General features: G+C 41.2%; 24 protein-coding genes and 1 other RNA gene. 20 read left to right on the top strand and 5 right to left on the bottom strand.

Annotated features, from left to right (window positions below; genetic code table 11):
• The first annotated feature begins 70 nt into the window (after nt 1-70).
• Together purQ and KXV15_RS01195 are read left to right on the top strand one after the other, a co-directional pair.
• Nucleotides 71-730: a phosphoribosylformylglycinamidine synthase subunit PurQ gene (gene purQ / locus KXV15_RS01200; protein ID WP_240006330.1), complete on the top strand. Its 660-nt coding sequence runs from the start codon at nt 71-73 to the stop codon at nt 728-730.
• Between the two features lie 140 nt (nt 731-870).
• Nucleotides 871-2,226 (top strand): globin-coupled sensor protein, encoded by a 1,356-nt coding sequence (locus tag KXV15_RS01195; RefSeq protein ID WP_240006329.1) that lies wholly within the window; start codon nt 871-873, stop codon nt 2,224-2,226.
• Here the strand turns inward: KXV15_RS01195 and hemJ are convergent, their stop codons facing one another.
• The 3 genes from hemJ to hemE are packed head-to-tail and all read right to left on the bottom strand — an operon-like array spanning nt 2,227 to nt 4,666.
• Nucleotides 2,227-2,679 (bottom strand): protoporphyrinogen oxidase HemJ, encoded by a 453-nt coding sequence (gene hemJ, locus KXV15_RS01190; protein ID WP_240006328.1) that lies wholly within the window; start codon nt 2,677-2,679, stop codon nt 2,227-2,229.
• Complete coding sequence (gene hemH / locus KXV15_RS01185) at nt 2,679-3,635, bottom strand: ferrochelatase (protein ID WP_240006327.1); 957 nt, start codon at nt 3,633-3,635, stop codon at nt 2,679-2,681. Before hemH ends, hemJ begins: the two co-directional genes overlap by 1 nt.
• Nucleotides 3,635-4,666 (bottom strand): uroporphyrinogen decarboxylase, encoded by a 1,032-nt coding sequence (gene hemE / locus KXV15_RS01180; protein ID WP_240006326.1) that lies wholly within the window; start codon nt 4,664-4,666, stop codon nt 3,635-3,637. Before hemE ends, hemH begins: the two co-directional genes overlap by 1 nt.
• A gap of 350 nt (nt 4,667-5,016) precedes the next feature.
• Between hemE and KXV15_RS01175 the strand changes: the two genes are divergently transcribed.
• Nucleotides 5,017-5,847: a pyruvate, water dikinase regulatory protein gene (locus tag KXV15_RS01175; RefSeq protein WP_240006325.1), complete on the top strand. Its 831-nt coding sequence runs from the start codon at nt 5,017-5,019 to the stop codon at nt 5,845-5,847.
• Here the strand turns inward: KXV15_RS01175 and ubiG are convergent, their stop codons facing one another.
• A complete protein-coding gene (gene ubiG / locus KXV15_RS01170; protein ID WP_240006324.1) occupies nt 5,848-6,591 on the bottom strand; it encodes a bifunctional 2-polyprenyl-6-hydroxyphenol methylase/3-demethylubiquinol 3-O-methyltransferase UbiG in 744 nt (247 codons plus the stop codon).
• 181 nt (nt 6,592-6,772) lie between these two features.
• Here ubiG and KXV15_RS01165 point away from each other — a divergent pair, with 181 nt between their 5' ends.
• The 11 genes from KXV15_RS01165 (at nt 6,773) to KXV15_RS01115 (ending at nt 19,165) form a co-directional block, all read left to right on the top strand.
• Nucleotides 6,773-8,014 carry an aspartate kinase gene (locus KXV15_RS01165; protein ID WP_240006323.1) on the top strand — a complete coding sequence of 414 codons (1,242 nt, stop codon included), beginning with the start codon at nt 6,773-6,775 and terminating at the stop codon, nt 8,012-8,014.
• A 221-nt stretch (nt 8,015-8,235) separates the two neighbouring features.
• Nucleotides 8,236-10,428: a S9 family peptidase gene (locus KXV15_RS01160; protein WP_240006322.1), complete on the top strand. Its 2,193-nt coding sequence runs from the start codon at nt 8,236-8,238 to the stop codon at nt 10,426-10,428.
• Nucleotides 10,429-10,438: 10 nt separating this feature from the next.
• Nucleotides 10,439-10,981: an RNA 2',3'-cyclic phosphodiesterase gene (gene thpR, locus KXV15_RS01155; RefSeq protein WP_240006321.1), complete on the top strand. Its 543-nt coding sequence runs from the start codon at nt 10,439-10,441 to the stop codon at nt 10,979-10,981.
• 136 nt (nt 10,982-11,117) lie between these two features.
• On the top strand, nt 11,118-12,611 hold the full coding sequence (gene rho, locus KXV15_RS01150) for a transcription termination factor Rho (RefSeq protein WP_240006320.1): 1,494 nt from the start codon (nt 11,118-11,120) through the stop codon (nt 12,609-12,611).
• Between the two features lie 99 nt (nt 12,612-12,710).
• The gene (locus KXV15_RS01145) at nt 12,711-13,139 is read left to right on the top strand and encodes a hypothetical protein (RefSeq protein ID WP_240006319.1); all 429 of its coding nucleotides are present in this window, start codon (nt 12,711-12,713) and stop codon (nt 13,137-13,139) included.
• Between the two features lie 48 nt (nt 13,140-13,187).
• Complete coding sequence (locus tag KXV15_RS01140) at nt 13,188-13,472, top strand: DUF6489 family protein (RefSeq protein ID WP_240006318.1); 285 nt, start codon at nt 13,188-13,190, stop codon at nt 13,470-13,472.
• Between the two features lie 8 nt (nt 13,473-13,480).
• Nucleotides 13,481-14,797, top strand: a complete 1,317-nt coding sequence (gene mnmE / locus KXV15_RS01135) for a tRNA uridine-5-carboxymethylaminomethyl(34) synthesis GTPase MnmE (protein ID WP_240006317.1) — start codon at nt 13,481-13,483, stop codon at nt 14,795-14,797.
• 199 nt (nt 14,798-14,996) lie between these two features.
• The gene (gene mnmG, locus KXV15_RS01130; protein WP_240006316.1) at nt 14,997-16,856 is read left to right on the top strand and encodes a tRNA uridine-5-carboxymethylaminomethyl(34) synthesis enzyme MnmG; all 1,860 of its coding nucleotides are present in this window, start codon (nt 14,997-14,999) and stop codon (nt 16,854-16,856) included.
• Entirely contained in the window at nt 16,846-17,508 is a 663-nt protein-coding gene (rsmG, locus tag KXV15_RS01125; protein ID WP_240006315.1) for a 16S rRNA (guanine(527)-N(7))-methyltransferase RsmG, read from the top strand. The genes mnmG and rsmG overlap by 11 nt, the downstream gene beginning before the upstream one ends.
• Nucleotides 17,505-18,296 carry a ParA family protein gene (locus tag KXV15_RS01120; protein ID WP_240006314.1) on the top strand — a complete coding sequence of 264 codons (792 nt, stop codon included), beginning with the start codon at nt 17,505-17,507 and terminating at the stop codon, nt 18,294-18,296. Before rsmG ends, KXV15_RS01120 begins: the two co-directional genes overlap by 4 nt.
• Complete coding sequence (locus KXV15_RS01115) at nt 18,293-19,165, top strand: ParB/RepB/Spo0J family partition protein (RefSeq protein ID WP_240006313.1); 873 nt, start codon at nt 18,293-18,295, stop codon at nt 19,163-19,165. The genes KXV15_RS01120 and KXV15_RS01115 overlap by 4 nt, the downstream gene beginning before the upstream one ends.
• A 5-nt stretch (nt 19,166-19,170) precedes the next feature.
• Here the strand turns inward: KXV15_RS01115 and KXV15_RS01110 are convergent, their stop codons facing one another.
• A complete protein-coding gene (locus KXV15_RS01110) occupies nt 19,171-19,887 on the bottom strand; it encodes a gamma-glutamyl-gamma-aminobutyrate hydrolase family protein (protein ID WP_240006312.1) in 717 nt (238 codons plus the stop codon).
• Between the two features lie 143 nt (nt 19,888-20,030).
• Here KXV15_RS01110 and ffs point away from each other — a divergent pair.
• The 6 genes from ffs to KXV15_RS01080 all read left to right on the top strand — a co-directional run bounded on the left by ffs (nt 20,031) and on the right by KXV15_RS01080 (nt 24,699).
• Nucleotides 20,031-20,127: signal recognition particle sRNA small type (gene ffs, locus KXV15_RS01105), an RNA gene on the top strand.
• A gap of 38 nt (nt 20,128-20,165) precedes the next feature.
• Entirely contained in the window at nt 20,166-21,938 is a 1,773-nt protein-coding gene (locus tag KXV15_RS01100) for a DNA polymerase III subunit gamma/tau (protein WP_240006311.1), read from the top strand.
• Between the two features lie 13 nt (nt 21,939-21,951).
• Nucleotides 21,952-22,272, top strand: coding sequence for a YbaB/EbfC family nucleoid-associated protein (locus tag KXV15_RS01095; protein ID WP_240006310.1), 321 nt, complete (start codon nt 21,952-21,954; stop codon nt 22,270-22,272).
• A 6-nt stretch (nt 22,273-22,278) separates the two neighbouring features.
• Nucleotides 22,279-22,893 carry an HAD-IA family hydrolase gene (locus tag KXV15_RS01090; protein ID WP_240006309.1) on the top strand — a complete coding sequence of 205 codons (615 nt, stop codon included), beginning with the start codon at nt 22,279-22,281 and terminating at the stop codon, nt 22,891-22,893.
• Nucleotides 22,890-23,930, top strand: a complete 1,041-nt coding sequence (locus tag KXV15_RS01085) for an aldo/keto reductase (protein ID WP_240006308.1) — start codon at nt 22,890-22,892, stop codon at nt 23,928-23,930. The genes KXV15_RS01090 and KXV15_RS01085 overlap by 4 nt, the downstream gene beginning before the upstream one ends.
• 115 nt (nt 23,931-24,045) lie before the next feature.
• Nucleotides 24,046-24,699, top strand: coding sequence for an inner membrane-spanning protein YciB (locus KXV15_RS01080; protein ID WP_240006307.1), 654 nt, complete (start codon nt 24,046-24,048; stop codon nt 24,697-24,699).
• Nucleotides 24,700-24,717: the final 18 nt, after the last annotated feature.

Below are 24,717 nucleotides of genomic sequence, written 5' to 3'. Positions count from 1 at the left end.
CACCCAAATCGGCAAAATTCTTACAAACAAGCACTTTTGTTTTGTTGAGAATTGTTTTAAAGCGGGCGTTATGAAAGCTGCTGTTATTGTATATCCTGGATCAAATTGTGACCGCGACTGTAAAGTTGCTGCGGAAACTGCTGTTAATGCCGATGTTAAGATGGTTTGGCACAAAGAAACCCATCTTTCCGATGATTTGGATTTAATTATTATCCCTGGTGGCTTTTCATACGGCGATTATTTGCGCTGTGGCGCCATGGCATCTGTTTCACCAATTAATGCCGAAATTTTACGCCATGCCGAACGCGGTACATCAATCCTTGGCATTTGTAACGGTTTCCAAATTTTGTGTGAAGCCGGACTTTTAGAAGGCACTTTATTACGTAACAACAGTCTGAAATATATCTGCAAAGATGTTATGCTTGATGTTACCAATAACAACACCAGATTTACCAAAGCATATGGTAATCAAACCAAGGCAATGATGACTGTTGGCAACGGCGAAGGTAATTATTTTGCCGATGATGATACCATAAAACTTTTGGAAGATGAAAATCGAATAGTTTTCAAATATCTTGAAAATCCAAATGGTTCTAAAGGTGATATTGCGGGAATCATTAATAAAAAGGGTAATGTTTTGGGTATGATGCCCCACCCTGACCGTGCCTTTGCAAAAGAATTAGGCTCTGATGATGGCGCAAACGTTTTCAAAAGTCTCATGCAATTATAAATGGCAGTTATTAACAATAATATATTGTTTTTTTGTTTTCATTTAGAATTTTATTAATCTTTTAGAATATTATAACCCCTGAGTAACCTTATTTAAATAAAAATATAAAACCAAATTATATCAGGCTTAGGGGTAAGTAAATGAAACACGAAGATATAGCTGAAAAGCTTGACTTTTATAATATTGATAGCGCAACCAAAAGTAGCCTAAATGATATAAAACCAACAATCGAATCAGCTTTGCCGCACGTGCTTACTGACTTTTATAAGATTGTAAAAAAATTCAAGGATACCAATAAATTCTTTTCCGGTGACGGCCATATGGATGCCGCGAAAAGTGCGCAGGTTCGCCACTGGTCATCAATTCTTGAGGGTAGCTTTTCCGATAATTATATAAATAGCGTAACCAAAATTGGTCAAACCCACGCAAGAATTGGTCTTGAGCCAGGTTTTTATATCGGCGGCTATTCATTCATCATTACCGAAGTTATTAATCTTTTCATTGAAAAAACCAAAGCACAAGGAATGATGGTTAATAATAGTGATACGGTTGAAGAAGTTAAAAAAGAGGTTTCGGCTTTTGTTAAAGCCGCGCTTTTGGACATGGACTTTGCAATTGGTACCTATATTCAAATTGAACATGATAAAGTTGAGGCACTTGCAAAAAAATCGCAAGATTTCCTTGAAACTAGTGTTTTTGGCATGATTAATACCGTTGCCGGTGCCGCCGCAGAACTTAGCTCGACTGCCAGATTAATGGACGAATTGGTTGAAAACGTAAGTTATAAATCAAATACTGTTGCCGCCGCCGCAGAACAAGCCACTGCAAACGTTACCGTGGTTGCGGCATCATCGGAAGAAATGTCGGCATCAATTCGCGAAATTTCGCACCAAGTTTCATCTTCGGCAAAAATTTCATCTGAAGCTGTTTCATTAGCAGAAAATTCGGTTGAAACCGTTAGAAATCTTTCAACTGCTGCTGATAAAATTGGTGAAGTTGTTTCAATGATTAGCGAAATTGCAAGCCAAACTAATCTCCTTGCACTGAACGCAACTATTGAAAGTGCGCGTGCTGGTGAAGCAGGTAAAGGTTTTGCCGTTGTTGCATCAGAGGTTAAAAACCTTGCAGGTCAAACGTCACGTGCAACCGATGATATTTCAAAACAAATCGGTGAAATTCAGGCAAGTACGCAATCCGCCGTTGATGCCATTGGTTCTATACGTGATACAATCAACAGCATTAACAACATTACGGTTTCGGTAAATGCCGCTATTGAAGAACAATCAGCAGTTACTTCTGAAATTGCACGCAACACACAAGAAGCATCAACCGGATCAAGAAGTGTTACAGTCGAAATTACCGACATTCAAACAAATGCCAGTGAAACTGCACGTTCGGCATCACAGGTAGTTTCTGCTGCTGAGGAATTGAGTAAACAATCAGAAGCACTTAAAACCGAAGTTCAAAACTTTATAAACTCATTAAAGGCGGCGTAATTAGCCAAAACTTGGTTCAAGAACGACCATAAATACCGCAATAATCATCAAAATGAATGGCATTTCATTTATGACGCGGAAAAAGACGTGGTTTAAAGGACGTTTGCCATTGGCAAAGTCCTTTTGCCACTTTCCGTAAAACATATGGATAATGCTTATTAATGAAACACACAAAAGTTTCACATGAAAAAATGGCATTTTAAACAAATCCATGCCCCGCGCCATTATTAGACAAATCCCAAGCGCCCAAACCACATACATTGATGGTTCCATAATATAACGAAATAGCTTTTTTTCCATTATAATAAGGGTTTTATCAAGATCCGTCCCAACTTCAACTGGGGAATGATAAACATAAAGTCGCGGAAGATATAAAAGACCCGCCATCCACGCAATTACCGCAATAATATGCAAGGCACGAAAAAAATCATAATGCGCAGAAAACCATTCCATTAAGATTTCTCCAGATGTTCAATTACCAAATCAGTTAAACCATCAATAAAATCTTCATCACAACCAACAACTGAGGCGCGACCAAATTGTGGAACTTTTAATTCATGAGCCAATTCTTTATATTCAACATCAAGTTCGACAAGTGTTTCGATATGGTCGCTTACAAAAGCAATAGGGCATATAATAATTGCAATATTATCTTTGCCTGCGCGTTTAACTTCGTTTGGTGTTGATGGCTCAAGCCATTTTAATGGGCCAACTTTTGATTGGAAACAAACCACAGTTTCAAAATTTGATGGTAATTCATTTGTTATGGCGGCCGCACTTTGTTTAATTTGTTTTTCGTAAACATCACCACTATCAATAACTTTTTGTGGCAAACCATGCGCAGAAAATAAAATACGAACCCGTTCTGGTTTTCCTAATTTTTCATATTCTGCCATGATTGATTTAACATTGGCTTTTACAAAACCATCCAAAACCGGATATTCACGTACCAAACGTGCCTTACCCTTATAATATTTTTGAAATTCTTTTACCGAAGATCCAGTAGTAGTTTTTGAATAATGTGGATAAAGCGGCAATAAAACAACTTCATCAGGGTTAAATTCAACAAGCTCTGTGGCGGCTTCTTTGCTTAATGGATTCCAATAACGCATTGAAATTATGGTTTTAATTTCATAATTTTCAAGTTTTTTGGTTAGTGAGTTTAAAATCGCTTCTGATTGTTGTTTGGTATTTTTCAAAAGTGGTGAAAAACCGCCCATCAAATCATAAAGTGGCTTTGCCTTTGGCGCACGTGTTGTCGAAATAAGATATGCAAGCGGCATTCGAAAAATTGCCGGCAGTTCGATAATTGCTTTGTCTGAAAATAGGTTTTTCAAAAACGGGCGAATATCTTCGGGCGCATTTGGACCACCAAGATTAAATAATACAACCGCCAATTTTTTTTTCATTATTTACCTTCAAAACTTCTTACTGTTTTAATCATTTCAATAACATTATCTATTGGTGTTTGTGGCACAATTCCATGACCAAGATTGAATATATGCGGACCGAGTGCAGCGGTTTCCATAATATTTTCAACAGCACGTTTAAGACCGTCACCACCTGCAACCAAAACCAATGGATCAAGATTGCCCTGAATACATGCTTCATTACCAAGTTCAGAACGAATTGTTTTCAAATCAGCAGAAATATCAAGACCGACCGCATTTACACCGGTTTGTGGATAATAATATTTTGCGCGATGCGATGCGCCACGTGGAAAACCAATTATTTTTGCATTTGGGCGAAGTTCACGTAGGCGTGCAACCAATTTACGATTTGGCTCGATTACAAGATTTTGGAAACACTCATCATTCAAATCTTCTGCCCATGATTCAAATATCTGAACCGCATCGGCACCGGCATCAAGCTGTGCAGCAAGGTGCAATGCGCAATATTCGATTAACATATCAAATAATTCATTCATAAATTCTGGGTTTTGCAAAGCATGAATTTTTGCAACATCACGATTGCCGCCTTTTCCCTGAATAATATATGTCGCCAAGGTCCAGGGCGCGCCACAGAAGCCAAGAAGTGTCTTTTCAGCATCAAGAGTACCACGAACTCTTTCAATAGCCTCATAGACAGGCGCAAGACGTGCAGCGAATTTTGAACCTTCTAAAGTTTTTAAACCTTCTAAAGTATTAATCGGTTCAAGAATTGGTCCAATGCCTTCTTTGAAATCAACAAATTGACCCAAGGCATGTGGAATAACCAAAATATCAGAGAATATAATTGCCGCATCAATATCGTAACGCCTTACTGGTTGTAAGGTTGCCTCTGCTGCTGCTGCGGGCGCATAGCAAAAATCAAGAAACGATTTATTCCTTGCCCTTAATTCCTTATATTCTGGTAAATGTCGTCCTGCTTGGCGCATCATCCAGATTGGAACACGTTTAGTTTTGTTTCCCTCAAGGGTCTCTATAAGAACTTTTTTCAAAATCTGTCTTCTTTATTAATTAAAAGAAGTATGTAGTAATTAGTAAGGTGGATAAAATCAAGAATTTTGGTCTTATTCACATGAAAACCACTTTTATAGGAAAAATATCCACAACTTATTCAAATAATATCCCCTAAAACCTGCCTATTTTAAAAGTTAATGAAAGATTAACGGTTAATGTGTGATTAAGATTTTATTAACCTTTATCTTTTCCCCATGCTGTTGAAAAACTGTGGACAAATGTGTGCAATTTTGGGACAAAGGGGATGAAAATTTTTCTTAATGATTTGTTTACCATACTTATTCACAGCTTATTAAAACTTATTAACAACAGGTTAATTTATAGATAGATGCAAACCAATATTTTCCTTAATGTTCATTTGATTTCGGATTCCACCGGTGAAACTTTAAATGCGGTATTACGTGCTGTTGCCCCATTGTTTGAACATGTTACGGCACTTGAAAGATCGTATTATCTTGTGCGATCACGTCGTCAGCTTGATAAAGTATTGGAAGAAATTGAATCGCGACCTGGCGTAGTTTTATTTACTATTGCATCACAGGAATTACGTTTAATTCTCGAAGAAAAATGCAAGGCATGGAATATTCCTTGCCAATCATTACTTGATTCAACATTGGATTTGTTTTCACGCCACCTAGGAATTGTGCCAAAAGTACAGACGGGTATGAAACAAACCCTCGATTCCAATTATTTCCGTCGTATCGAGGCGATGAATTATACAATGTCCCACGATGATGGGCAGATTGTTAATGAATATGATGATGCGGATATTGTTTTGGTTGGTATTTCACGAACTTCAAAAACCCCAACTTCAATTTATCTTGCAAACCGTGGATATAAAACCGCAAACTATCCTCTTGTGCATGGTGGCCCAATTCCAGAAGTATTATTGGAATTGAAAAAGCCGCTTGTGGTTGGTTTAAAAGTTTCGCCCGACAGATTGATTGCAATTCGTACAAATCGTCTTTTATCTTTAAATGCCGAGGCAAATACAGATTATGTTTCCGAAGATGCGGTTCGTGAAGAAGTTATTTTTGCCAATCGCCTATTTGAACGACAAGGTTGGCCGGTGATTGATGTTACACGCCGCTCTATTGAAGAAACCGCCGCAGCAGTTTTAAACCTTGTGGAAACTAGAAACCGCGAACAATTTGGATAATTAACGTTCTGCAACAACCATATAATTCATTGATGTGTCATTACCCAATGACCATTTATCAAACAACGGATTATATGAAACCCCAATTGGACCAGTTATTTTCAACGATTTTTCAATTGATAAAGCATCCATAATTTCATTTGGCGTTACCAATTTATCATAATCATGGGTTCCGGGTGGCAGCCAGCGCAAAATATTTTCCGCCGCAAAAAGTGCCAAGGCGCGCGCCTTTGGCGTACGGTTTATGGTGGCAATAAACATTATTCCATTAGGAGATAATAATTGGAGTGATGTTTGCAAAAATTCCTTTGGATTATTGACGTGCTCAATAACTTCCATATTAAGCACCACATCGAATGCGCCTTTGTGGGTTTTTAGTAATTCTTCGGCGGTGGTAAAACGGTAATCAATTTCAAGCCCCATTTTATCACGATGTACTGATGCGGTTTTTATATTTTTTTCAGTGGCATCGATGGCGGTAACATTTGCGCCCATTCTTGCCATTGGTTCACTTAAAAGACCGCCGCCACAACCAACATCCAACAATTTCAAACCTTTTAAAGGTTGTGAATTATCATCAATCCCAAAATGACGCTTTACATTATCGCGAATAAAGGCAAGGCGTGTGGGATTAAATTTATGAAGCGGTTTAAACTTTCCGTTTGGATTCCACCAATCCTCTGCCATTGCGGCAAATTTTGCGATTTCATCATCATTCACGGAATTAATTTTGGTATCAGTCATAGCAAAACATTTGCCACAAAATTGATAATATTACCAATAATAATTTCTTTTAACCCAAAAAATGATGCAATAGCGCAATCTTTTCCTAAAAAATCGGTATTTATGTGTGATATATAGTTGACCTTTGCCCTAAAATCGGTTTTTTGCGCATTATTTTGCGGTTCTGTATTAAAGGTAAAAAATGGCACGCATAGTGATGAAATTCGGCGGGACTTCGGTTGGCGACATAGAGCGTATCAGACGTGTTGCCCGCCTTGTTGCCCATGAACAGGCGCAGGGTAATGAGGTTGCGGTTGTCGTTTCGGCAATGTCGGGGGAAACCAATCGTTTGGTTGCCTTGGCAAATGAGGCTGGAACAGGGCTTTCGCCAAAAGACTTTGATGATGAATATGACGTTGTTGTTGCCACTGGCGAACAAGTTACCACTGGTCTTTTGTCTCTTTGCCTGCGGAATTTGGGTTTAAAGGCCCGCTCTTGGCAGGGTTGGCAGTTTCCAATTGAAACTTCTGATGTTCACGCCTCTGCCCGTATTGCTGATATTAAATCAGATGCAATTATCGATTCCATGAAAAATGGTGTGATTGCGGTTATTCCGGGCTTCCAAGGCATTACGCCAGAAGAACGTATTACCACACTTGGTCGTGGTGGTTCTGATACTTCTGCGGTTGCAGTTGCGGCGGCGGTTAAGGCCGATTTATGTGATATTTATACCGATGTTGACGGTGTTTATACAACCGATCCACGCATTACCTCCAAGGCGCAGCGTATGAAAGCAATCTCATACGAAGAAATGCTAGAAATGGCGTCTTTGGGTGCAAAAGTATTGCAAACCCGTTCAGTTGAATTGGCAATGGCGAAAAAAGTGCCAGTTAGAGTTTTAAGTTCATTTTTAGAGCCGGGTGAACCAAACCCAGGTACAATAGTTTGTGATGAGGAAGAAATCGTGGAAAAACAAATCGTTTCAGGTATTGCCTATAGCCGCGATGAAGCAAAAGTTTCAATTCTTGGCGTTGTTGATAATCCAGGTGTTGCAGGTCGTATTTTTGGTGCGCTTGCCGATGCCAATGTTAACGTTGATATGATTGTACAGGCACCTAGCCGCACCGAAGGCAAAGTGAATATGACATTCACCATCCCTGAACGCGATGCCGACCGTACCCAAGATCTTATGAATTCAATCAAAGAAACCATTGGCTTCCGCGATATTATCGTGAAAAAAGATGTTTCTAAAGTTTCGGTTATTGGTGTTGGTATGCGTTCACATGTTGGTGTTGCAAAAATCATGTTCGAAGCATTGTCATCAAAAGGCATCAATATCGAAAACATTTCTACTTCTGAAATCAAAATTTCGGTGCTTATTGATGCGTCATATACCGAACTTGCGGTTCGTGCGCTTCATACGGCGTATGGGTTAGACTCTTAGCAAATCGCCAGAAGTAAAGATTTTTATGGAACTAAATTATAAGCGAAGCGCAAGCACGACTGAGTGCCGGCGGGAGTCCGCCGCCCCACCGGAGGCGTGAGGTATAAATATTCAAAAACGCGGTTTCCGGTTTTATTTTGCACAGATTTTTTAAAGCCCCTTTGGGGGCTTTTTTAATTTCCTTGCCTTGACATCTTTTAAAAACGCGCCAAGTTTAAGGTATGAATAATCCTTTTTCCCGCAGACAAGTCCTACTTGGTACGAGTGTTTTGACAATCGCGACCTTTTTAAACTCAACATCAGTATTCGCCAAAGAAATGACCAATATCAAAGCCCCAATTGCAAAAAAAATCCCAACTACAATCAAACAATTAGGTCGTGTTCGCCATGATGATTATGCATGGATGCGTGATGAACATTGGCAAGATGTTTTGAATGATCCAAAAACTCTAACTCCAGAAATCAAACAACATATTGACGCGGAAAACGCCTATACCAAGGCAATGTTTTTGGACAAAACCGCCGATTTGCGCACCAAACTTTTTGAGGAAATGAAAGGGCGTATTAAAGAGGATGATTCATCACCGCCAACCAAAGACGGAAAGTTTGCATATTACCGCAAATATCGTGAAGGTGGACAATTCCCAATTATTATGCGCCAATCACTTGCTGATAATGGTGTGGTTTTGGGTGAAAAAGCCATTATTGATGGCGATAAAGAGGCCAAGGGTTTACCATTCTGGAAATTAAATAATTGGCAGCAAAATAAAGCACAAGATATCATTGCCTATGCGGTCGATTATGAGGGTGCAAGAAATTGCGATATTCGTTTTAGAAACCCTGAAACCGGCGATGATTTGGACTATAAAATTGAAGATACCACTGGCGAAGTTGTTTTCGCAAAAGATAACCGCACGGTTTTCTATGTTAAAAATGATGAAAATGTCCGCCCAATAAAAGTTATGCGCCATAAAATTGGTGATGACCCTGCAAAAGACATTTTGGTTTATGAAGAAAAAGATCATGCCTATTTCCTTGGAATTGGTGAATCTTCGGCGGGTGATTATATTTTCCTTATCAGTAGTGCATCAGATAATAATGAGGTTCGCTTTTTACCGCTTGACAATCCAACGGCATCACCAAAACTTATTGCCGCGCGCAAAGCGGGGTTTGAATACCACCCTGATCAAGCCGGTGAATATTTTTATTTCCGCACCAATAAAGATAAAGCAATTGATTATAAAATCATGCGCGCACCAATTACCAACCCGGAAATCGTTGAATGGGAAGATTTTATACCATACAATACCGGCACGTTGATTGAAGATTTTGGTCTTTATAAAAACTATCTAATTCGCCAAGAAATGTATGATGCCCTACCGCGTATTGTGGTGTTTGATCTTTCTACGAACAAAGAGCATTCGATTGATTTTTCCGAAGAAGCCTATGATCTAAATATTTCGGGCGGTTTTGAATTTGATACAGAAATCACACGTTTTAGCTATTCATCACCGACCACTCCGGCACAGGTGTTTGATTATAATATGGCAACGCGAGAGCGGAAATTATTAAAAACCCAAGAAATCCCATCGGGCCACAACGCACAAGATTATGTTGTTAAACGTATTTTTGCTGATTCAACCGATGGCGCAAAAGTTCCGGTAACATTGCTTTATAAAAAGACCACGAAGATTGATGGCAGCGCGCCATTATATCTTTACGGCTATGGTTCGTATGGTATTTCCATGCCCGATGGTTTTAACACCAATGTTTTAAACCTTGTAAACCGTGGTTTTATAACCGCAATTGCCCATATTCGTGGTGGTATGGAACGTGGATATAATTGGTATTTGGACGGTAAGTTACGCAATAAACAACATACCTTTAGTGATTTCATAAACTCTGCTGAGGCATTGATTGCCGCGGGTTATACTAAAAAAGGTAAAATTGTTGCCCATGGTGGTTCTGCGGGCGGGTTATTAATGGGTGTTGTGGTTAATCAACGGCCGGATTTATGGGCAGGAATTGTTGCCCAAGTTGCCTTTGTCGATATGATGAACACAATTTCCGATGAAACCCTTCCACTTACCCCACCAGAATGGACGGAATGGGGCGACCCAATCCGCAACAAGGATGATTATGACACTATGGCGGCATATTCACCCTATGATAACGTTGCTACCCGTGCCTATCCGCCGATTTATGCGCAAACCGCACTTTCTGATTCCCAAGTAACCTATTGGGAGCCGACAAAATGGATTGCCAAACTTCGTGATACTTCGCCAAATGCCGGTCCATTTTTACTAGATGTAAATATGGAGGCGGGGCACGGCGGAGCACCAGGTCGTTTTGACAGGCTTCACGAGATTGCCCGTTATCAGGCATTCATGCTTTGGGCATTAGATAAGAAATAAAGGTGCGGGAATGACACTTCGTTTATTCCTTGGCATTGAAATCCCCGATGAAATTGCCAGCACACTTTTGCCGATGCAATGCGGGCTTGATGGCGCGAATTTTAGCCCGCGTGAAAATTTTCATATTACATTGCGCTTCATCGGCGATTTAGAAGCAAAAGAAACCGCCGAACTTGACGCGATGGTTGAAAAAATTAAGCAAAAGCCAATTGAATTATCGCTTAATTCCGTTGGCTTTTTTGGCAAAGAAAAACCCCATTCAATTCATGCACTTGTCGCAAATAGTGAAGAATTAAATATTCTTGCGGGGCGTTGCGAAGCGGCATGTCGTAAATTGGGGCATGAACCAGAAACCCGCAAATATACCCCGCATGTCACCCTTGCCTATTTAAAGCGTGAAGTGAATTTGCGCGATGTGTTGGAGTGGCAGGCACGCCATACAACATATAAATCAGAACCTTTTTTGGTTGATAGGTTTTATCTTTATTCATCACACATGGGCAATGGCCCAAGCCATTATAATATCGAAGCCGAATACCCACTTATTGGGTAATTAGTATAAGTTTTTATTTTCCATCGCCCATCTTGAAATTGGTATTGTTTCATATTATTGTCATTTCACACTTTCTCGTTCGGCATGTTCTTTGCCGAATTTAAAATTCCCAACAATCTAAATAAAAGAATTGCAAATGTCAGACGATATTCAAGAGAGCGAACAAACACCAGAAGCCCCAGAAAATAACGAGGCGGTAAAACCAAAACGTAAACTAAGCCTTAGACTTTCTGCCAAAACCGAAGAACCAGCCCAAGAAGAAGTGGTTGCAGAAGAAACAACCGAAGAAGTTACCAGTGGTAACGAAGTGGTTGAAGCATCAACTGGCGCAGAAGATGCCGAATATGAAAAACCAACCGGCCCAGTGGTTCGCACAACATTAAAAGAATTAAAACTTAAAAAACCTGCCGAACTTGTAACCATGGCTGAAGGTCTTGAGATTGACGGCGCGGCATCAATGCGCACCCAAGATTTGCTTTTTGCAATTTTAAAAGAGCAAGCGGAAAATGGCGCCGAAATTGGTGGTTCTGGCGTATTAGAAGTTTTGCCAGATGGTTTTGGTTTCCTTCGTTCTCCGGAATCAAACTACCTCCCTGGCCCTGATGATATTTATGTATCGCCACAGCAAATCCGCCGTTTTGGCCTGCGCACTGGTGATACTGTTGAAGGTCCGGTAAAATCACCACGTGAGGGGGAGCGTTATTTTGCCCTTGCCCGCGTTGAAAGCATTAATTTCACCGACCCCGATGTCGCAAAACACAAGGTGAATTTTGATAACCTTACCCCGCTTTACCCGAATGAGCGGTTCAAAATGGAAATTGATGACCCAACATTAAAAGATAAAACTGGTCGGGTTATTGATATTGTTGCCCCAATTGGTAAGGGACAGCGTTCATTGATTGTTGCGCCGCCGCGCACCGGTAAAACCGTTATTTTGCAGAATATTGCAAAATCGATTGAAACTAATCACCCTGAATGCTTCTTAATAGTGCTTTTGATTGACGAGCGCCCAGAAGAAGTAACCGATATGAAACGTTCGGTTAAGGGTGAAGTTATTTCATCAACATTTGACGAGCCGGCAACCCGCCACGTTCAAGTTTCGGAAATGGTTATTGAAAAGGCAAAACGCCTTGCCGAACATGGCCGTGATGTTGTTATTTTGCTTGATTCAATCACCCGTCTTGGTCGTGCATATAACACCGTTGTTCCATCTTCTGGTAAAGTTCTTACCGGTGGTGTGGATGCCAACGCATTACAACGCCCAAAACGCTTCTTTGGTGCGGCGCGTAACCTTGAAGAAGGTGGTTCATTAACAATTATCGCAACCGCATTGATCGAAACCGGTTCAAGAATGGATGAGGTTATCTTTGAAGAGTTCAAAGGTACCGGCAACTCCGAGCTTATTCTTGACCGTAAAGTTTCTGATAAACGTATCTTCCCTGCGATTGATATTATCAAATCTGGTACACGGAAAGAAGAATTGCTTGTTCCGCGCGAAGATCTTCCAAAAATGTATATGCTTCGCCGTATCTTGTCGCCAATGGGCACAATGGATGCGATGGAATTCTTGCTTGATAAGCTCAAAGGTACAAAAACCAATGATGAGTTTTTCACCAGCATGAATAACTAAAACGAATTAGGGCGGGTTTTCCCGCCCTTTGTTTTATAAAAACAATTATTTAATCTTTATATGCAAATATATGCCTTCCCAAACGGGGGAGGTGAATGAATGCGGATAAGAAATCAGCTTTTATTAGTCTTTTTTTGCGGCGTGATTGCCGCATGTGGCAAAAGTGAGCCGAAAGATCCAATGGCGGAATTAACGCCAGAACATAAAACGTTTATTTTTGGAAATGGCAGGGTTGCCTTTTTGGGCAAGCCTGTGAATGGTCGTATTGGTTGCGATTTTAAAAATGCTGAACAAGGCTATGTTTTTAAAATCGAAAATGGCGGCGTATTTTTTGATAGTTTGCGCCCATCAGGGATTATTACCCAAAGGGTAATATCAATGACAAGCAATGGTGATGGAATTGATGTAGTTGCCGCAAATGGTACCGAAAGCAAATTTAACCTAACTTTTAGCAATATTACCGACCAAAGCGCCGATATTTCATATGACAATATTGATACGTCTATATTCTTGCGGTGTGAGAAATAATTTGGTAGCGTTGACCCCTGTTTAACGGTTTTCCCAAAAGGGGTTGTGATGAAAGTTAATATTGAAATCGACCTAACGCCAGAAGAGGCGCGCGCATTTTTGGGCCTGCCGAATTATTCACAAATGCACGAAACATGGCTTAATGCCGTCAAGTCCAAGGTTGAAGAAACCGCACCAAATGCCGATATTGAACCGATGTTAAAGGCATGGACATCGATGGGAAATTCAATGGGCGGGATTGCGACCGATGCAATCAATACATTTTTCACTGCGGTAAATGCGGCGGCATCCGAAGTTGATACAAAATCAAAACCCAAAAAAACTGATAAGTAATTATTTAAATGCGTACAATTATTGCGCCAGCTTCGGCGGCGGTTAAATCGGGTGTGATTGTGGTTCGTGCTTCGGGCCCAAATAGCTTTGAACTTTTGGAAAAATTATCTGGTAAATCCACGCCAAGCCCGCGTCATGCAGTTTTGCGAAACCTTTTTGATGCCAAGGGCGATTTAATTGATAATGCGCTTGTGATTGCGTTTAACGCACCAAACTCCTTTACCGGTGAAAATGTTGTTGAATTTCACCTGCATGGTGGCATGGCAATTTTAAAAAATTTCCTTGAAACTGCACTTGAGACAGGGCTTTGTTACCCTGCTAATCCGGGTGAATTTTCGCGCCAAGCCTTTGAAAATTCGCGTATGGATTTAACCGAGGCTGAGGCAATTGCCGACTTAATTGATGCTGAAACCAACGCGCAATTAAAACAAGCGCAAAAACAAATGCGTGGCGAACTTGGGGCATTGGCGCGCGAATGGCGCGAGGAAATAATATCTGCCCTCTCTGAATCCGAGGCATATATAGATTTTCCCGATGAAGATTTACCAGATGGATTAAGTGCACGCGCGTCAAGCACCGTAAAAAACCTTATAAAATCGCTTAAACAACATATCGAAGATTCCAAATCCGCCCAAAGAATTCGTGATGGTTTTTCAATTATCATTTTGGGTGAACCAAATGCAGGAAAATCAAGCCTTTTAAACGCCCTTGCCCGTCGTCAAGCCGCAATTGTTTCCTCAATTGCCGGAACAACGCGCGATGTGGTTGAAATATCGCTTAATATTGGTGGGAATTTGGTCTTTGTTGCAGATACTGCGGGGCTGCGCGAGACATCTGATGAAATTGAGGAACAGGGCGTTAAAATTGCGCTTGAACGTGCCGAACATTCAGATCTTCGGATTGGGCTTGCACCAGATGCGGCTTCGGCAAAAGAAATTGCAAGCCATTTGGCGGCGGGAGATATTTTGGTTTGGTCAAAATCTGATTTACAAAGCCCAGATTATTTGAAAATAGATGGTATTGATGAAATTGCTATTTCCACAAAAAATAATAGTGGTATCAAAGAATTAGAAGACTTAATTCTTATGAAAATTAACACTGGACTTGCGCCTGTTTCTGCCCCGCTTACCCGTGCGCGCCATGTATTTGCGGTTTCAGAAGCCATTAAGGCGTTGGAGGCTGCACTTGATGCCCCATCTGAAGCCTTGGAATTAGCGTGCGAAGATTTACGCATTGCCGCGCGGGCTTTGGGTGAAATTACTGGTGAAGTTGGCGTCGATGATATCCTTGATAAAATCTTTTCTAGCTTCTGCATCGGGAAGTAATACTTTTTGGCACTACTTATGTTTCACGTGAAACATTTTGGTAGTGCCGGACGCGTGCCTCTATAATTGCGGACAATTTCTTTAAGAACTAAATTGATATTATAATTTGCATACTCCCTGCCCCTGTCATTGCCAAAAACAAAACCTCGACTTAATGGCAAAAATATTATATTAAGCCCGCCTCTTAACAGGACAGAAAATGCAGACAGATGTAATCGTAATCGGTGGTGGACATGCGGGCGTAGAGGCGGCAAGCGCCTCGGCACGCGCGGGCGCAAAAACAATTCTGATTACCCATAATAAAAATACAATTGGTGAAATGTCTTGCAACCCTGCAATTGGCGGTCTTGGCAAAGGGCATTTGGTTCGTGAGATTGACGCACTTGGTGGCGTTATGGGTTTGGCGACCGATATGGGTGGCATTCAATTCCGAATTCTTAATGCTTCTAAAGGACCTGCGGTTCGTGGGCCACGCGCACAAGCAGACAGAAAATTATTTCGTGCCGCAGTTCAAAAGATTGTATCTGAAATTGAAAACCTTACGGTGCTTGAGGCATCGGCCGAAAAATTAATTCATAAAGATAATAAAATTACTGGCGTTGAAATTGCGGGCGGTGAAATTATTTCATGCGCCGCAGTTGTTATTACTGCTGGAACTTTTTTAAACGGCGTAATTCATTTGGGTCAGAAAACTTGGCCCGCTGGGCGGATCGATGAACAGCCATCAATTGGTCTTGCAAACAGTTTATATTCACTTGGTCTTCGGATGGGGCGATTAAAAACCGGAACCCCTGCCCGTCTTAATGGCGAAACGATTGATTATTCTGTTTGTGATTTTCAACCGGGCGATGACAATCCAAAACCATTTTCTTTCATCACCAAGGAAATTAAAAACCCACAAGTTCCATGCCACATAACTTGGACTAGTGAAAAGACACATCAAATAATTCGTGATAATCTTCATCTTGCCGCAATTAATACCGGCGCGATAAAAGGACGGGGTCCAAGATATTGCCCATCCATCGAAGATAAAATTACCCGTTTTGCAGATAAAGATCGCCATCAAATTTTTATTGAACCCGAAGGGCTTGATACAAATTGGGTTTATCCAAATGGTATTTCAACGTCATTCCCTGAAGAAGTTCAAGATGCATTTTTACGCTCTATACCTGGGTTTGAGAATGTTGAAATTTTTCGCTGGGCATATGCCATTGAATATGATTTTGTCGATCCAACCGAATTAGGTTTTGATTTAGCGGTTCGAAAATATAATGGTCTTTACCTTGCCGGTCAGATTAATGGTACAACTGGCTATGAAGAGGCGGGTGCACAAGGTCTTGTGGCCGGCCTTAACGCCGCGCGCTTTGCGGGTGGTCAAGATAACGTAATTTTCTCTCGGGCAAATTCATATATTGGTGTGATGATTGATGACCTTGTTACCAAGGGTGTTAGTGAACCATATCGTATGTTTACATCACGCGCCGAGTATCGTCTTACACTGCGTTCCGATAATGCTGATCAGCGCCTAACCCCACTTGGCATCGAGCTTGGAATATTGTCTAAAGAACGGGTTGACGCATTTAATAATAAAATGGCAGAAATTAATGCCGCGCGTGAATTTGTACAAAATACACTTACAACACCGGCCCAAGGTGTAAAGCTAGGGCTTCCGGTTAAACAAGATGGACGCAAAAGAAATATTACCGAGCTTTTGGCATTAAAAGGCGTAGAGTTTGAAACAATTGCCGATATTTATCCGCAGCTTCGGGAATATACACCAGAAACCCGTGAACAGCTTGAGATTGATGCAATCTATTCTGGTTATATGGCACGACAAGAAAATGACATTGCCGCCTTTAATCGTGATGAAAACCTATTGATTCCTAAAAACTTTGATTATGCAAAAGTTGGCGGGTTCTCTATTGAAATTCGTGATCGCCTTGAAAAAATCCGTCCCGCAACAATTGGGCAGGCGGCGCGTATAGAGGGAATTACACCAAGTGCCATAACCGCACTTTTGGCATATGTTAAACGCCGGGATAATAAGAATGTCGCCTAAAGAAACTGGCTCGTTTTCTGAAAGTAATACCAAAAGCCGCTTTACTGAGGAGTTCGATGTTTCACGTGAAACATTAGAACGGTTTGAGCACTACCGTGAAGCATTAATCCTGTGGGGAAAGCGAATAAATTTGGTATCAAAGACCACAATTGATGATTTTTGGAACCGCCATATAATTGATTGTGCCCAAATCCTTAAATATACCAATGACGATGAAATTAATTGGGTTGACTTTGGAAGTGGTGCGGGCTTTCCTGGGCTTGTTGTGGCGGCACTTTTAAGTTCTAAAAACCCTAATTCACTTGTTACATTGGTTGATACAAGCGCAAAAAGATGTGCCTTTTTACGTGAAGGAGCACGGATTCTCGGTGCTAATGTAAAAATTGAAAATAAAAAAGTTGAAGACATAAAAACGTTTAAAGCGGATGTTATAACTGCCCGTGCTTTTACTTCGCTTGATAACTTATTGCACTATTCTTATGGTTTTGCACAATTAAATGCACGAATGTTATTTCTAAAAGGCGAAGAAGTCGATAAAGAAATTAAAGAGGCAAAACAAAACTGGAATTTCGATTATGAAATTCATCCAAGTTTAAGTGATAATCGTGGGTGCATAATTGAAATAAAGTCTTTGACAAAGGTTATTGAATGAAACCGAGAATTATTGCAATTGCCAACCAAAAAGGTGGTGTCGGTAAGACCACTACCGCGATAAATCTTGGCACTGCTTTGGCGGCTATTGGGCAAAAAGTTTTGGTGCTTGATATGGATGCGCAGGGCAATGCTTCAACTGGTTTGGGTGTTGATAGCCTGTCACGCAAAGTTACATCATACGAAGTAATGATGGGTGAAGCCACAATTAAAGAAGCCATAACAAAAACCAAAATTCCAAACCTTATGGTATTACCATCAAGTGTTGATTTGGCAGGGGCCGAAATTGAGCTTGCCAATGTTTCAAACCGCGCCTTCCGCCTTAAAGAAGCCTTTGTCCGCAATGAACAAAGTGGTGGCGTTGATATTGATTATGTAATTATTGATTGTCCACCATCATTAAATGTGGTGACGATAAATGCCCTAACTGCGGCAAATTCAATACTTGTTCCATTGCAATGTGAATTCTTTGCGCTTGAAGGGCTGTCACAATTGATGCGCACAGTAAATCTGGTGAAAGGCTCGCTTAATCCTGATCTTGAGATACAGGGTGTGGTTCTAACCATGTATGATAACCGCAATAAATTATCCGAACAAGTTGCCGCCGATGTTCGCGGGCATTTTGGTGACAAGGTTTATACAACCATGATTCCGCGTAATGTCCGTGTTTCTGAAGCCCCATCACACGGTAAACCGGTGTTAATCTATGATTATAATTGCCAAGGCAGCCGCGCATATATAAGGCTTGCTGGTGAGTTGATACAAAGGGAAAGGTTGAAAGTTGCATGAGTGAGCTCGACAAAGCAAAATCAGGTCGTGGTCTTGGTCGCGGATTATCTGCACTTTTGGGTGAAGAAGCCCCTGCCCCGCGCCAACGTGCGGGAAGCGCGCGTGAAATATCGGTTGGTTTAATCCGCCCTAACCCTAATCAGCCACGCCGAACTTTTGAACAAGAAGAATTAAATGCGCTTGCCGAAACAATAAAAGAACATGGCATTGTGCAGCCAATCGTGGTGCGCCCAAGCCCAACCAATCAAGGCGAATATGAAATTATCGCTGGTGAAAGACGTTGGCGCGCCGCCCAAATCGCAGGTTTACACGAAGTGCCAACAGTTGAGAAAGACTATGACGACCTTGAAACATTAAAAGTGGCGATTGTTGAAAACCTTCAACGTCAAAACCTTAATGCCATAGAGGAAGCATTGGCGTTTAGTCAATTGATGGATCGTTTTGGCTATAATCAACAGGCAATCGCCGGAACTATTGGTAAATCACGCGTTTATGTTACCAATACTTTGCGCCTATTGGCGTTGCCAAACGAAGTACAAGAATTGGTAAAGGGTGGGCAACTATCCGCTGGCCACGCGCGTGCGGCATTGTCTTCTGATGATCCGGTGGCGGCGGCAAAAGAAATGGTCGCAAAAAATCTGAGTGTGCGCGATGCCGAAAAATTAGTCACCAAGCCGGTCAATAAGCCTAAAAAAGTTTCACGTGAAACACCGGAAAGTGCAGATGTCGTGGCATTAGAAAATGATCTAAGCGCAGTTTTGGGAATGGGCGTGAAGTTAAAACACAATGCAAATAATAGTGGAAGCCTTGTGATAGACTATAAAACACTTGAACAATTGGATGAGCTTTGCCGCCGATTAATGCAATAAAATGCTTAACCGCGAATAACTTCGCCCCAATATTTAAACAGGCTTTGATAATCTTGATTGTTTGCGGTTTCCCATTCGGGGTGCCATTGTACGGCATTGACCTTTGCACCATTAACATCGCCGCCAAAGGCCTCAATAATGCCATCATCGGCTTTGGCATAAACGTCTAATCCGTCACCAAGGCGTTTAACACCTTGAAAATGAACGGAATTTACCAAAATTCTATCACGATTATATACATTAAATAGCGGGGAGGTTTTTTCAAGCAATATCTCGTGTGAGAAGTCAAACATTTCATTATAACCCGCCTCTACTGGGGCATGGTGATTAACAAGATCGCGTGAAAGCGTGCCGCCAAAATGAACGTTTAATTCTTGAAACCCGCGACAAATTCCAAATACTGGTTTTTGTGCGTCTATAAAGGCATCGCAAAGTGCCATTGCGGTTTTATCGCGATCAAAATCTAACGGACCAACCGCATCTTCTTCCCCGTCGCCATAAAAAGTCGGGTAAATATTGGATGCCGACCCAGTAAGTAATACACCATCAAGACGTGAGGCAAGAGCCTTAAAATCAATAACTTCAAAAGTTGCGGGAATTAATACCGGCGTAACATTCATATATGGGGCGGTATTTGTGATATATCTTTCAACAACGCCATGATTTGGTGCATCCCCAACAATACGGCGGCAACAAATTATTCCCAATAGTGGTAAAGTCATTTTAAAACCCAGTTTATTCATTTCAATTTGGCATTATGTTATGTCGATTTTAAAACTGTTTAAATGCTACTCAACAGCAAACATAAAAATTATTTTCACCTGCGCCCCTTGAAAAATTACCATAAAAAAGCGATATAGATTGTGGAGATCGGCGGTGGACGTAATTTTCGCCAACCCGGTCAGGTTCGGAAGAAAGCAGCCGTAACGATTTCTTTGCGGGTCGCTTGTTCGGTCTCCACCCTATTCCTTAAATTTCGTCTTTTACTTCGGGGTTTCATTTGGCAGACGGTTTCGATGATGACGAAATTGAAGATGATGAATTTGGCGAAGTTGACGCCGAATATAATCATGATGACCAAACAAATGATATGTTTGGTTCTTCTGCCCCTGCCCTTCCTGAAAAAGAAAAATTTGTTGGCGAAACAATAATCCCCAATTCACCTTATTTGGTTTTGGCGCGCAAATATCGCCCACAGGTGTTTGAGGATTTGGTTGGCCAAGAAGCAATGGTTAAAACCCTTACCAATGCATTCAAGCAAAACCGCATTGCCCATGCCTTTATGCTTACTGGCGTTCGTGGGATTGGTAAAACCACCACTGCCCGCCTTATTGCGCGGGCATTAAATTATTCTAGCCCCGGGCATGATGCACCAAGCATGGATTTATCAATCCGTGGTCTTCATTGTGATGCGATTACCCAAGGCCGCCACCCCGATGTATTAGAGCTTGACGCCGCGTCACGTTCTGGTGTCGATAATATGCGCGAATTGTTGGACAATGTACGTTATGGGCCGACCCAATCACGCCATAAAGTCTATATCATCGATGAGGTTCACATGCTTTCAACGGCGGCGTTTAACGCGCTGTTGAAAACCCTTGAAGAGCCGCCACCACATACAAAGTTTATTTTTGCCACAACCGAAACTCACAAGGTTCCGGTTACGATTCTTTCACGCTGCCAAAGGTTTGATTTGCGCCGCCTTTCGCGCGAGGCATTGACCAATCACCTTGGTAATATTTGCACCAAAGAAAATGTTTCAATTGAGCGGGAAGGTTTGGAATTAATTGCAATTGCCGCCGATGGCTCGGTGCGCGATGCGCTTTCTCTGCTTGATCAGGCAATTGTGCAGGAAACCGGTGGTGATGTCATCAAGGCAAACCAAATTCGTGATATGCTTGGGCTATCGGATAAAAACCGCACCCATGCGCTTTTTGCGCATATTTTGGCGGCAAATACCAAGGCCGCCATCGATGAATTGCACGAACAATATGATTTTGGCGCAACGCCATTAAATATTATTCAAAGCCTTATGGAACTCTCTCACGAGGTTTCAAAGTTTCATTATCTTGGTGATGAATATCGCAAAATTCAATCTGGCGATGGCTTTACAAAAATAAGTGAAATGGCAAAGGCCACAAGCCCACTTCAACTTTCACGAATTTGGCAAATGTTATTGCAAGGCCTTGATGAAATAAAACGCGCACCCGATGCGCTTCAAGCAATTGATATGTGCATTATTCGGATTGCGGCGGCACAAAATATGCCGGGCCCAGAGGAATTGATGCGCATTATCAAAGATGGCGCACCAAGTGGCGATACGTCCGCCACCGATCAAAAAAAAAATAATGTAAATAATGATGCGACCGCTGCCGCGCGCCCAGAAATTAAAATCGAAACCGTTGAAGATATGTGCTTTTATATTGAGGAAAACCTTGGTGACAAAGCACTTTCAAGTGATATTGAACGCTATCTAAGACCGGTTCAGTTAAAAGATGGTCTATTCACATTTGAACCAACGCCGGGTGCACCGCGCGATTTCCATTTGCGCATTTCTGCGGCCTTGCAAAAAATTACCTTTAAAAGATGGCGTGTCTATCTAGAGGATAATGGCGGTGCAACAATTGCCGAAAAAAATGAAGCGGCATACAATCAACAACTTGCAAAAACCAAACAAATGCCACAAATAAGTTCGATATTAACCGCGTTTCCAGGTGCGAAAATAAAATTGGTGAATTTTAATCCGGCCGAAAAACGCAGTAATGAGAAATAAAAGGATTTAGAGAATGAAAGATCTTGGCGGATTGATGAAATCTATGCAGCAAATGCAGGTCAAACTTGCAGAAGCACAAAAGAAAATGGAATCCATTCAAGCAGAAGGTCAAGCCGGCGCCGGAATGGTGAAAGTTACATTGACCGGCGAAAAACTAAGCGGTATTTCAATTGATAAAAGCCTTTGTGATCCTGAAGAAGTTGAAATTCTTGAAGACTTAATCAAAGCGGCCTTTGAAGATGCCCGCAAAAAAGCCGAAGATGCCCGCAAAAGCATGGAAGGTGACATCATGGGCGGCCTTCCTTTGCCTCCTGGGTTTAAAATGCCGTTTTAATTGATGATGGATACCGTAATAAAAGCACTTTTGTGGGATTATGGTAATGTTTTGGTTGGTTGGTCGCCACGCCAATTTTATCAAACCATAATCCACGATGTGGCGCGCCTTGATTATTTTCTTGAAAACGTCTGTTCAATGGAATGGCATACATTAAATGATGCCGGAATTGGCATGGCGGAAAATATTGCTCGTCGTCAAAAAGAGTTTCCTGAATTTGCCCGCGAAATTGCAATGTGGCAAAGCAATTTTGGCGATACATTGGCAGGTGAAATAACGTCATCGGTTGCGATTTTAAAACAAATTCACGCCCAAAACATACCCCAATATTGCCTTACCAATATGGCCGAGGAAGTAGAGGATGTTTGTTTTAATCCCTTTAACCTTCGCCAATATTTTAAAGATATTATCGTTTCGGGCGCGGAAAAATGTGTAAAGCCAGATGCCAAAATTTATGAAATCGCACTTTCGCGCATGGGTTTAGAGGCAAATCAAGTTTTTTTTACCGATGATAACCCCGCAAATATTGCGGCGGCGGCAAATATGGGTTTCAAAACCCATTTGTTTAAAAATGACGGCGGTCTTGAAATCGCACTAAAAGAAATTGGAATTTTAAAATGATATATAAACAGCTCGGCAATACAGACATAAAAGTTCCACTTATCTGCCTTGGCACAATGACATTTGGCGAACAAAACACTGAACAACAGGGTTTTGAACAAATGGATTATGCGCTTGCGAATGGCGTTAATTTTTTTGATACGGCTGAATTATATTCAATCCCGCCAAAGCCAGAAACACAAGGCTCAACCGAGACTATTATTGGAAACTGGTTAAAGGCGCGCGGCAACCGCGATAAAATTACAATTGCTTCCAAGGTTTGCGGTCGTTCACAAATGAACTGGTTTCGTGACCCCAAACAACCGTGCCGCGTTACCGAAACACAAATTGATTATGCCGTTGAACATTCATTAAAACGTCTGCAAACGGACTATATTGATATTTATCAAATCCATTGGCCTGATAGGTTAATTGGTAATTTTGGCTCATTTACTTATGCACCTAATGCCGATGAATATGAGGATTTTGAAAAAATTCTTGAAGTAATGGCAAAGCATATCAAAAAAGGTAATATCCGCCATGTTGGCCTTTCAAATGAAACGCCTTGGGGTGTTATGAAATTTGTGAATGCGGCCCAAAAAAATGGTTTGCCGCGTGTGGTTTCAATACAAAACGCCTATTCATTGGTAAACCGAACTTTTGAACCATATTTGGCAGAAGTCGCAATAGAAGAAAAAGTTGGCCTTTTGGCATATTCGCCATTAGCACAAGGCTTTTTAACCGGAAAATATTTAAATGGTGCACGTCCTGCGGATGCCCGCCTTACACTTTTTGATCGCGGGCAAAGATACCAAACCCCGGCCGCGGAGGATATGGTTACAAAATATGTGGCATTGGCCAAAGAATTTGGGGTTACATCTGCGGGCCTTGCACTTAAATTTTGTGCTACGCGCCCATTCATGACTTCGGTTATTATTGGTGCCACCAAAATGGTGCAGCTAGAAGAAGATTTAAAAGCATTTGATATTGATTGGACAGAAGAAATGGAAAATGCGGTCAATGATTTGCACCGCTCTTGCCCAAATCCTTGCCCATGATTTAATAAATAACTTTTTATACTAAATGCGTAGCGTAATTTTGAATTTTACCTGTTTATTATTTTTATCCGAAATTTAATTGTTAATTTATTTTCTTTACCCTATTTAAGTGCAGATGACAGAAGAAACCCAACAGACCGAAGCGCCTGATAATAATACCACTGCAAAGATGCCTGCTGGGCCATCTTTAACACGCCTTATCTCCGACCTTGGGCCGGCATTGGTGTTTTTTATCGCTTATTTTATTGCGCAAAAAATTAAACATCCCCAACCATTAATATTTTCGACCATGGCGTTTTTACCGGCGGCTGTCGTGGGATTTGTTTATTCATGGATAAAGGAAAAAAAACTTTCACCAATCGGTATATTCACATTTATTGTAGTTGGCGGATTTTCACTTTTGGGAATTTTCTTGAAAAATGAATTATTCATCAAAATGCGTCCGACCGCGCTTTATACTGCAATTGGGTCAATACTTTTGGTTTCGGTTGCATTTAATCGGAATGTTTTAAAAACAATTTTTGATGGCATGATTCACATGCCAGAGGCCATTTGGCGCACACTTGCCTTGCGGGTTGGTGTTTGGAATATTTTTCTTGCCATTGTTAATGAGCTTGTTTGGCGTAATTTACCGGAAAAAACTTGGGTTATATATAACATGTGGGGCGATTTCTCTATTAATGCCCTATTCTGGATTATTAATATAATCTTGCTTTCCAAATATTTCACCGATGAAAATGGTAATCCATTGCTTGAAAATGAAAAATAGTGTTTTCACACTTTTCAT

The sequence above is a fragment of the Pseudaquidulcibacter saccharophilus genome, assembly GCF_019455445.1.
Lineage (GTDB): Bacteria > Pseudomonadota > Alphaproteobacteria > Caulobacterales > Aquidulcibacteraceae > Pseudaquidulcibacter > Pseudaquidulcibacter saccharophilus.
Note: the sequence above shows the minus strand (reverse complement) of the source record. Positions and strands in the feature narration are given on the sequence as shown.

Coding starts and splice junctions, on each gene's coding strand:
- thpR (WP_240006321.1), top strand. CDS start 10,439: ATGACACTTCGTTTATTCCTTGGCATTGAAATCCCCGATGAAATTGCC.
- mnmG (WP_240006316.1), top strand. CDS start 14,997: ATGCAGACAGATGTAATCGTAATCGGTGGTGGACATGCGGGCGTAGAG.
- purQ (WP_240006330.1), top strand. CDS start 71: ATGAAAGCTGCTGTTATTGTATATCCTGGATCAAATTGTGACCGCGAC.
- KXV15_RS01140 (WP_240006318.1), top strand. CDS start 13,188: ATGAAAGTTAATATTGAAATCGACCTAACGCCAGAAGAGGCGCGCGCA.
- mnmE (WP_240006317.1), top strand. CDS start 13,481: ATGCGTACAATTATTGCGCCAGCTTCGGCGGCGGTTAAATCGGGTGTG.
- KXV15_RS01090 (WP_240006309.1), top strand. CDS start 22,279: ATGGATACCGTAATAAAAGCACTTTTGTGGGATTATGGTAATGTTTTG.
- KXV15_RS01120 (WP_240006314.1), top strand. CDS start 17,505: ATGAAACCGAGAATTATTGCAATTGCCAACCAAAAAGGTGGTGTCGGT.
- KXV15_RS01115 (WP_240006313.1), top strand. CDS start 18,293: ATGAGTGAGCTCGACAAAGCAAAATCAGGTCGTGGTCTTGGTCGCGGA.
- KXV15_RS01095 (WP_240006310.1), top strand. CDS start 21,952: ATGAAAGATCTTGGCGGATTGATGAAATCTATGCAGCAAATGCAGGTC.
- KXV15_RS01085 (WP_240006308.1), top strand. CDS start 22,890: ATGATATATAAACAGCTCGGCAATACAGACATAAAAGTTCCACTTATC.
- ubiG (WP_240006324.1), bottom strand. CDS start 6,591: ATGACTGATACCAAAATTAATTCCGTGAATGATGATGAAATCGCAAAA.
- KXV15_RS01165 (WP_240006323.1), top strand. CDS start 6,773: ATGGCACGCATAGTGATGAAATTCGGCGGGACTTCGGTTGGCGACATA.
- rsmG (WP_240006315.1), top strand. CDS start 16,846: ATGTCGCCTAAAGAAACTGGCTCGTTTTCTGAAAGTAATACCAAAAGC.
- rho (WP_240006320.1), top strand. CDS start 11,118: ATGTCAGACGATATTCAAGAGAGCGAACAAACACCAGAAGCCCCAGAA.
- hemH (WP_240006327.1), bottom strand. CDS start 3,635: ATGAAAAAAAAATTGGCGGTTGTATTATTTAATCTTGGTGGTCCAAAT.
- KXV15_RS01195 (WP_240006329.1), top strand. CDS start 871: ATGAAACACGAAGATATAGCTGAAAAGCTTGACTTTTATAATATTGAT.
- KXV15_RS01145 (WP_240006319.1), top strand. CDS start 12,711: ATGCGGATAAGAAATCAGCTTTTATTAGTCTTTTTTTGCGGCGTGATT.
- KXV15_RS01110 (WP_240006312.1), bottom strand. CDS start 19,887: ATGACTTTACCACTATTGGGAATAATTTGTTGCCGCCGTATTGTTGGG.
- KXV15_RS01175 (WP_240006325.1), top strand. CDS start 5,017: ATGCAAACCAATATTTTCCTTAATGTTCATTTGATTTCGGATTCCACC.
- hemJ (WP_240006328.1), bottom strand. CDS start 2,679: ATGGAATGGTTTTCTGCGCATTATGATTTTTTTCGTGCCTTGCATATT.
- KXV15_RS01080 (WP_240006307.1), top strand. CDS start 24,046: ATGACAGAAGAAACCCAACAGACCGAAGCGCCTGATAATAATACCACT.
- KXV15_RS01160 (WP_240006322.1), top strand. CDS start 8,236: ATGAATAATCCTTTTTCCCGCAGACAAGTCCTACTTGGTACGAGTGTT.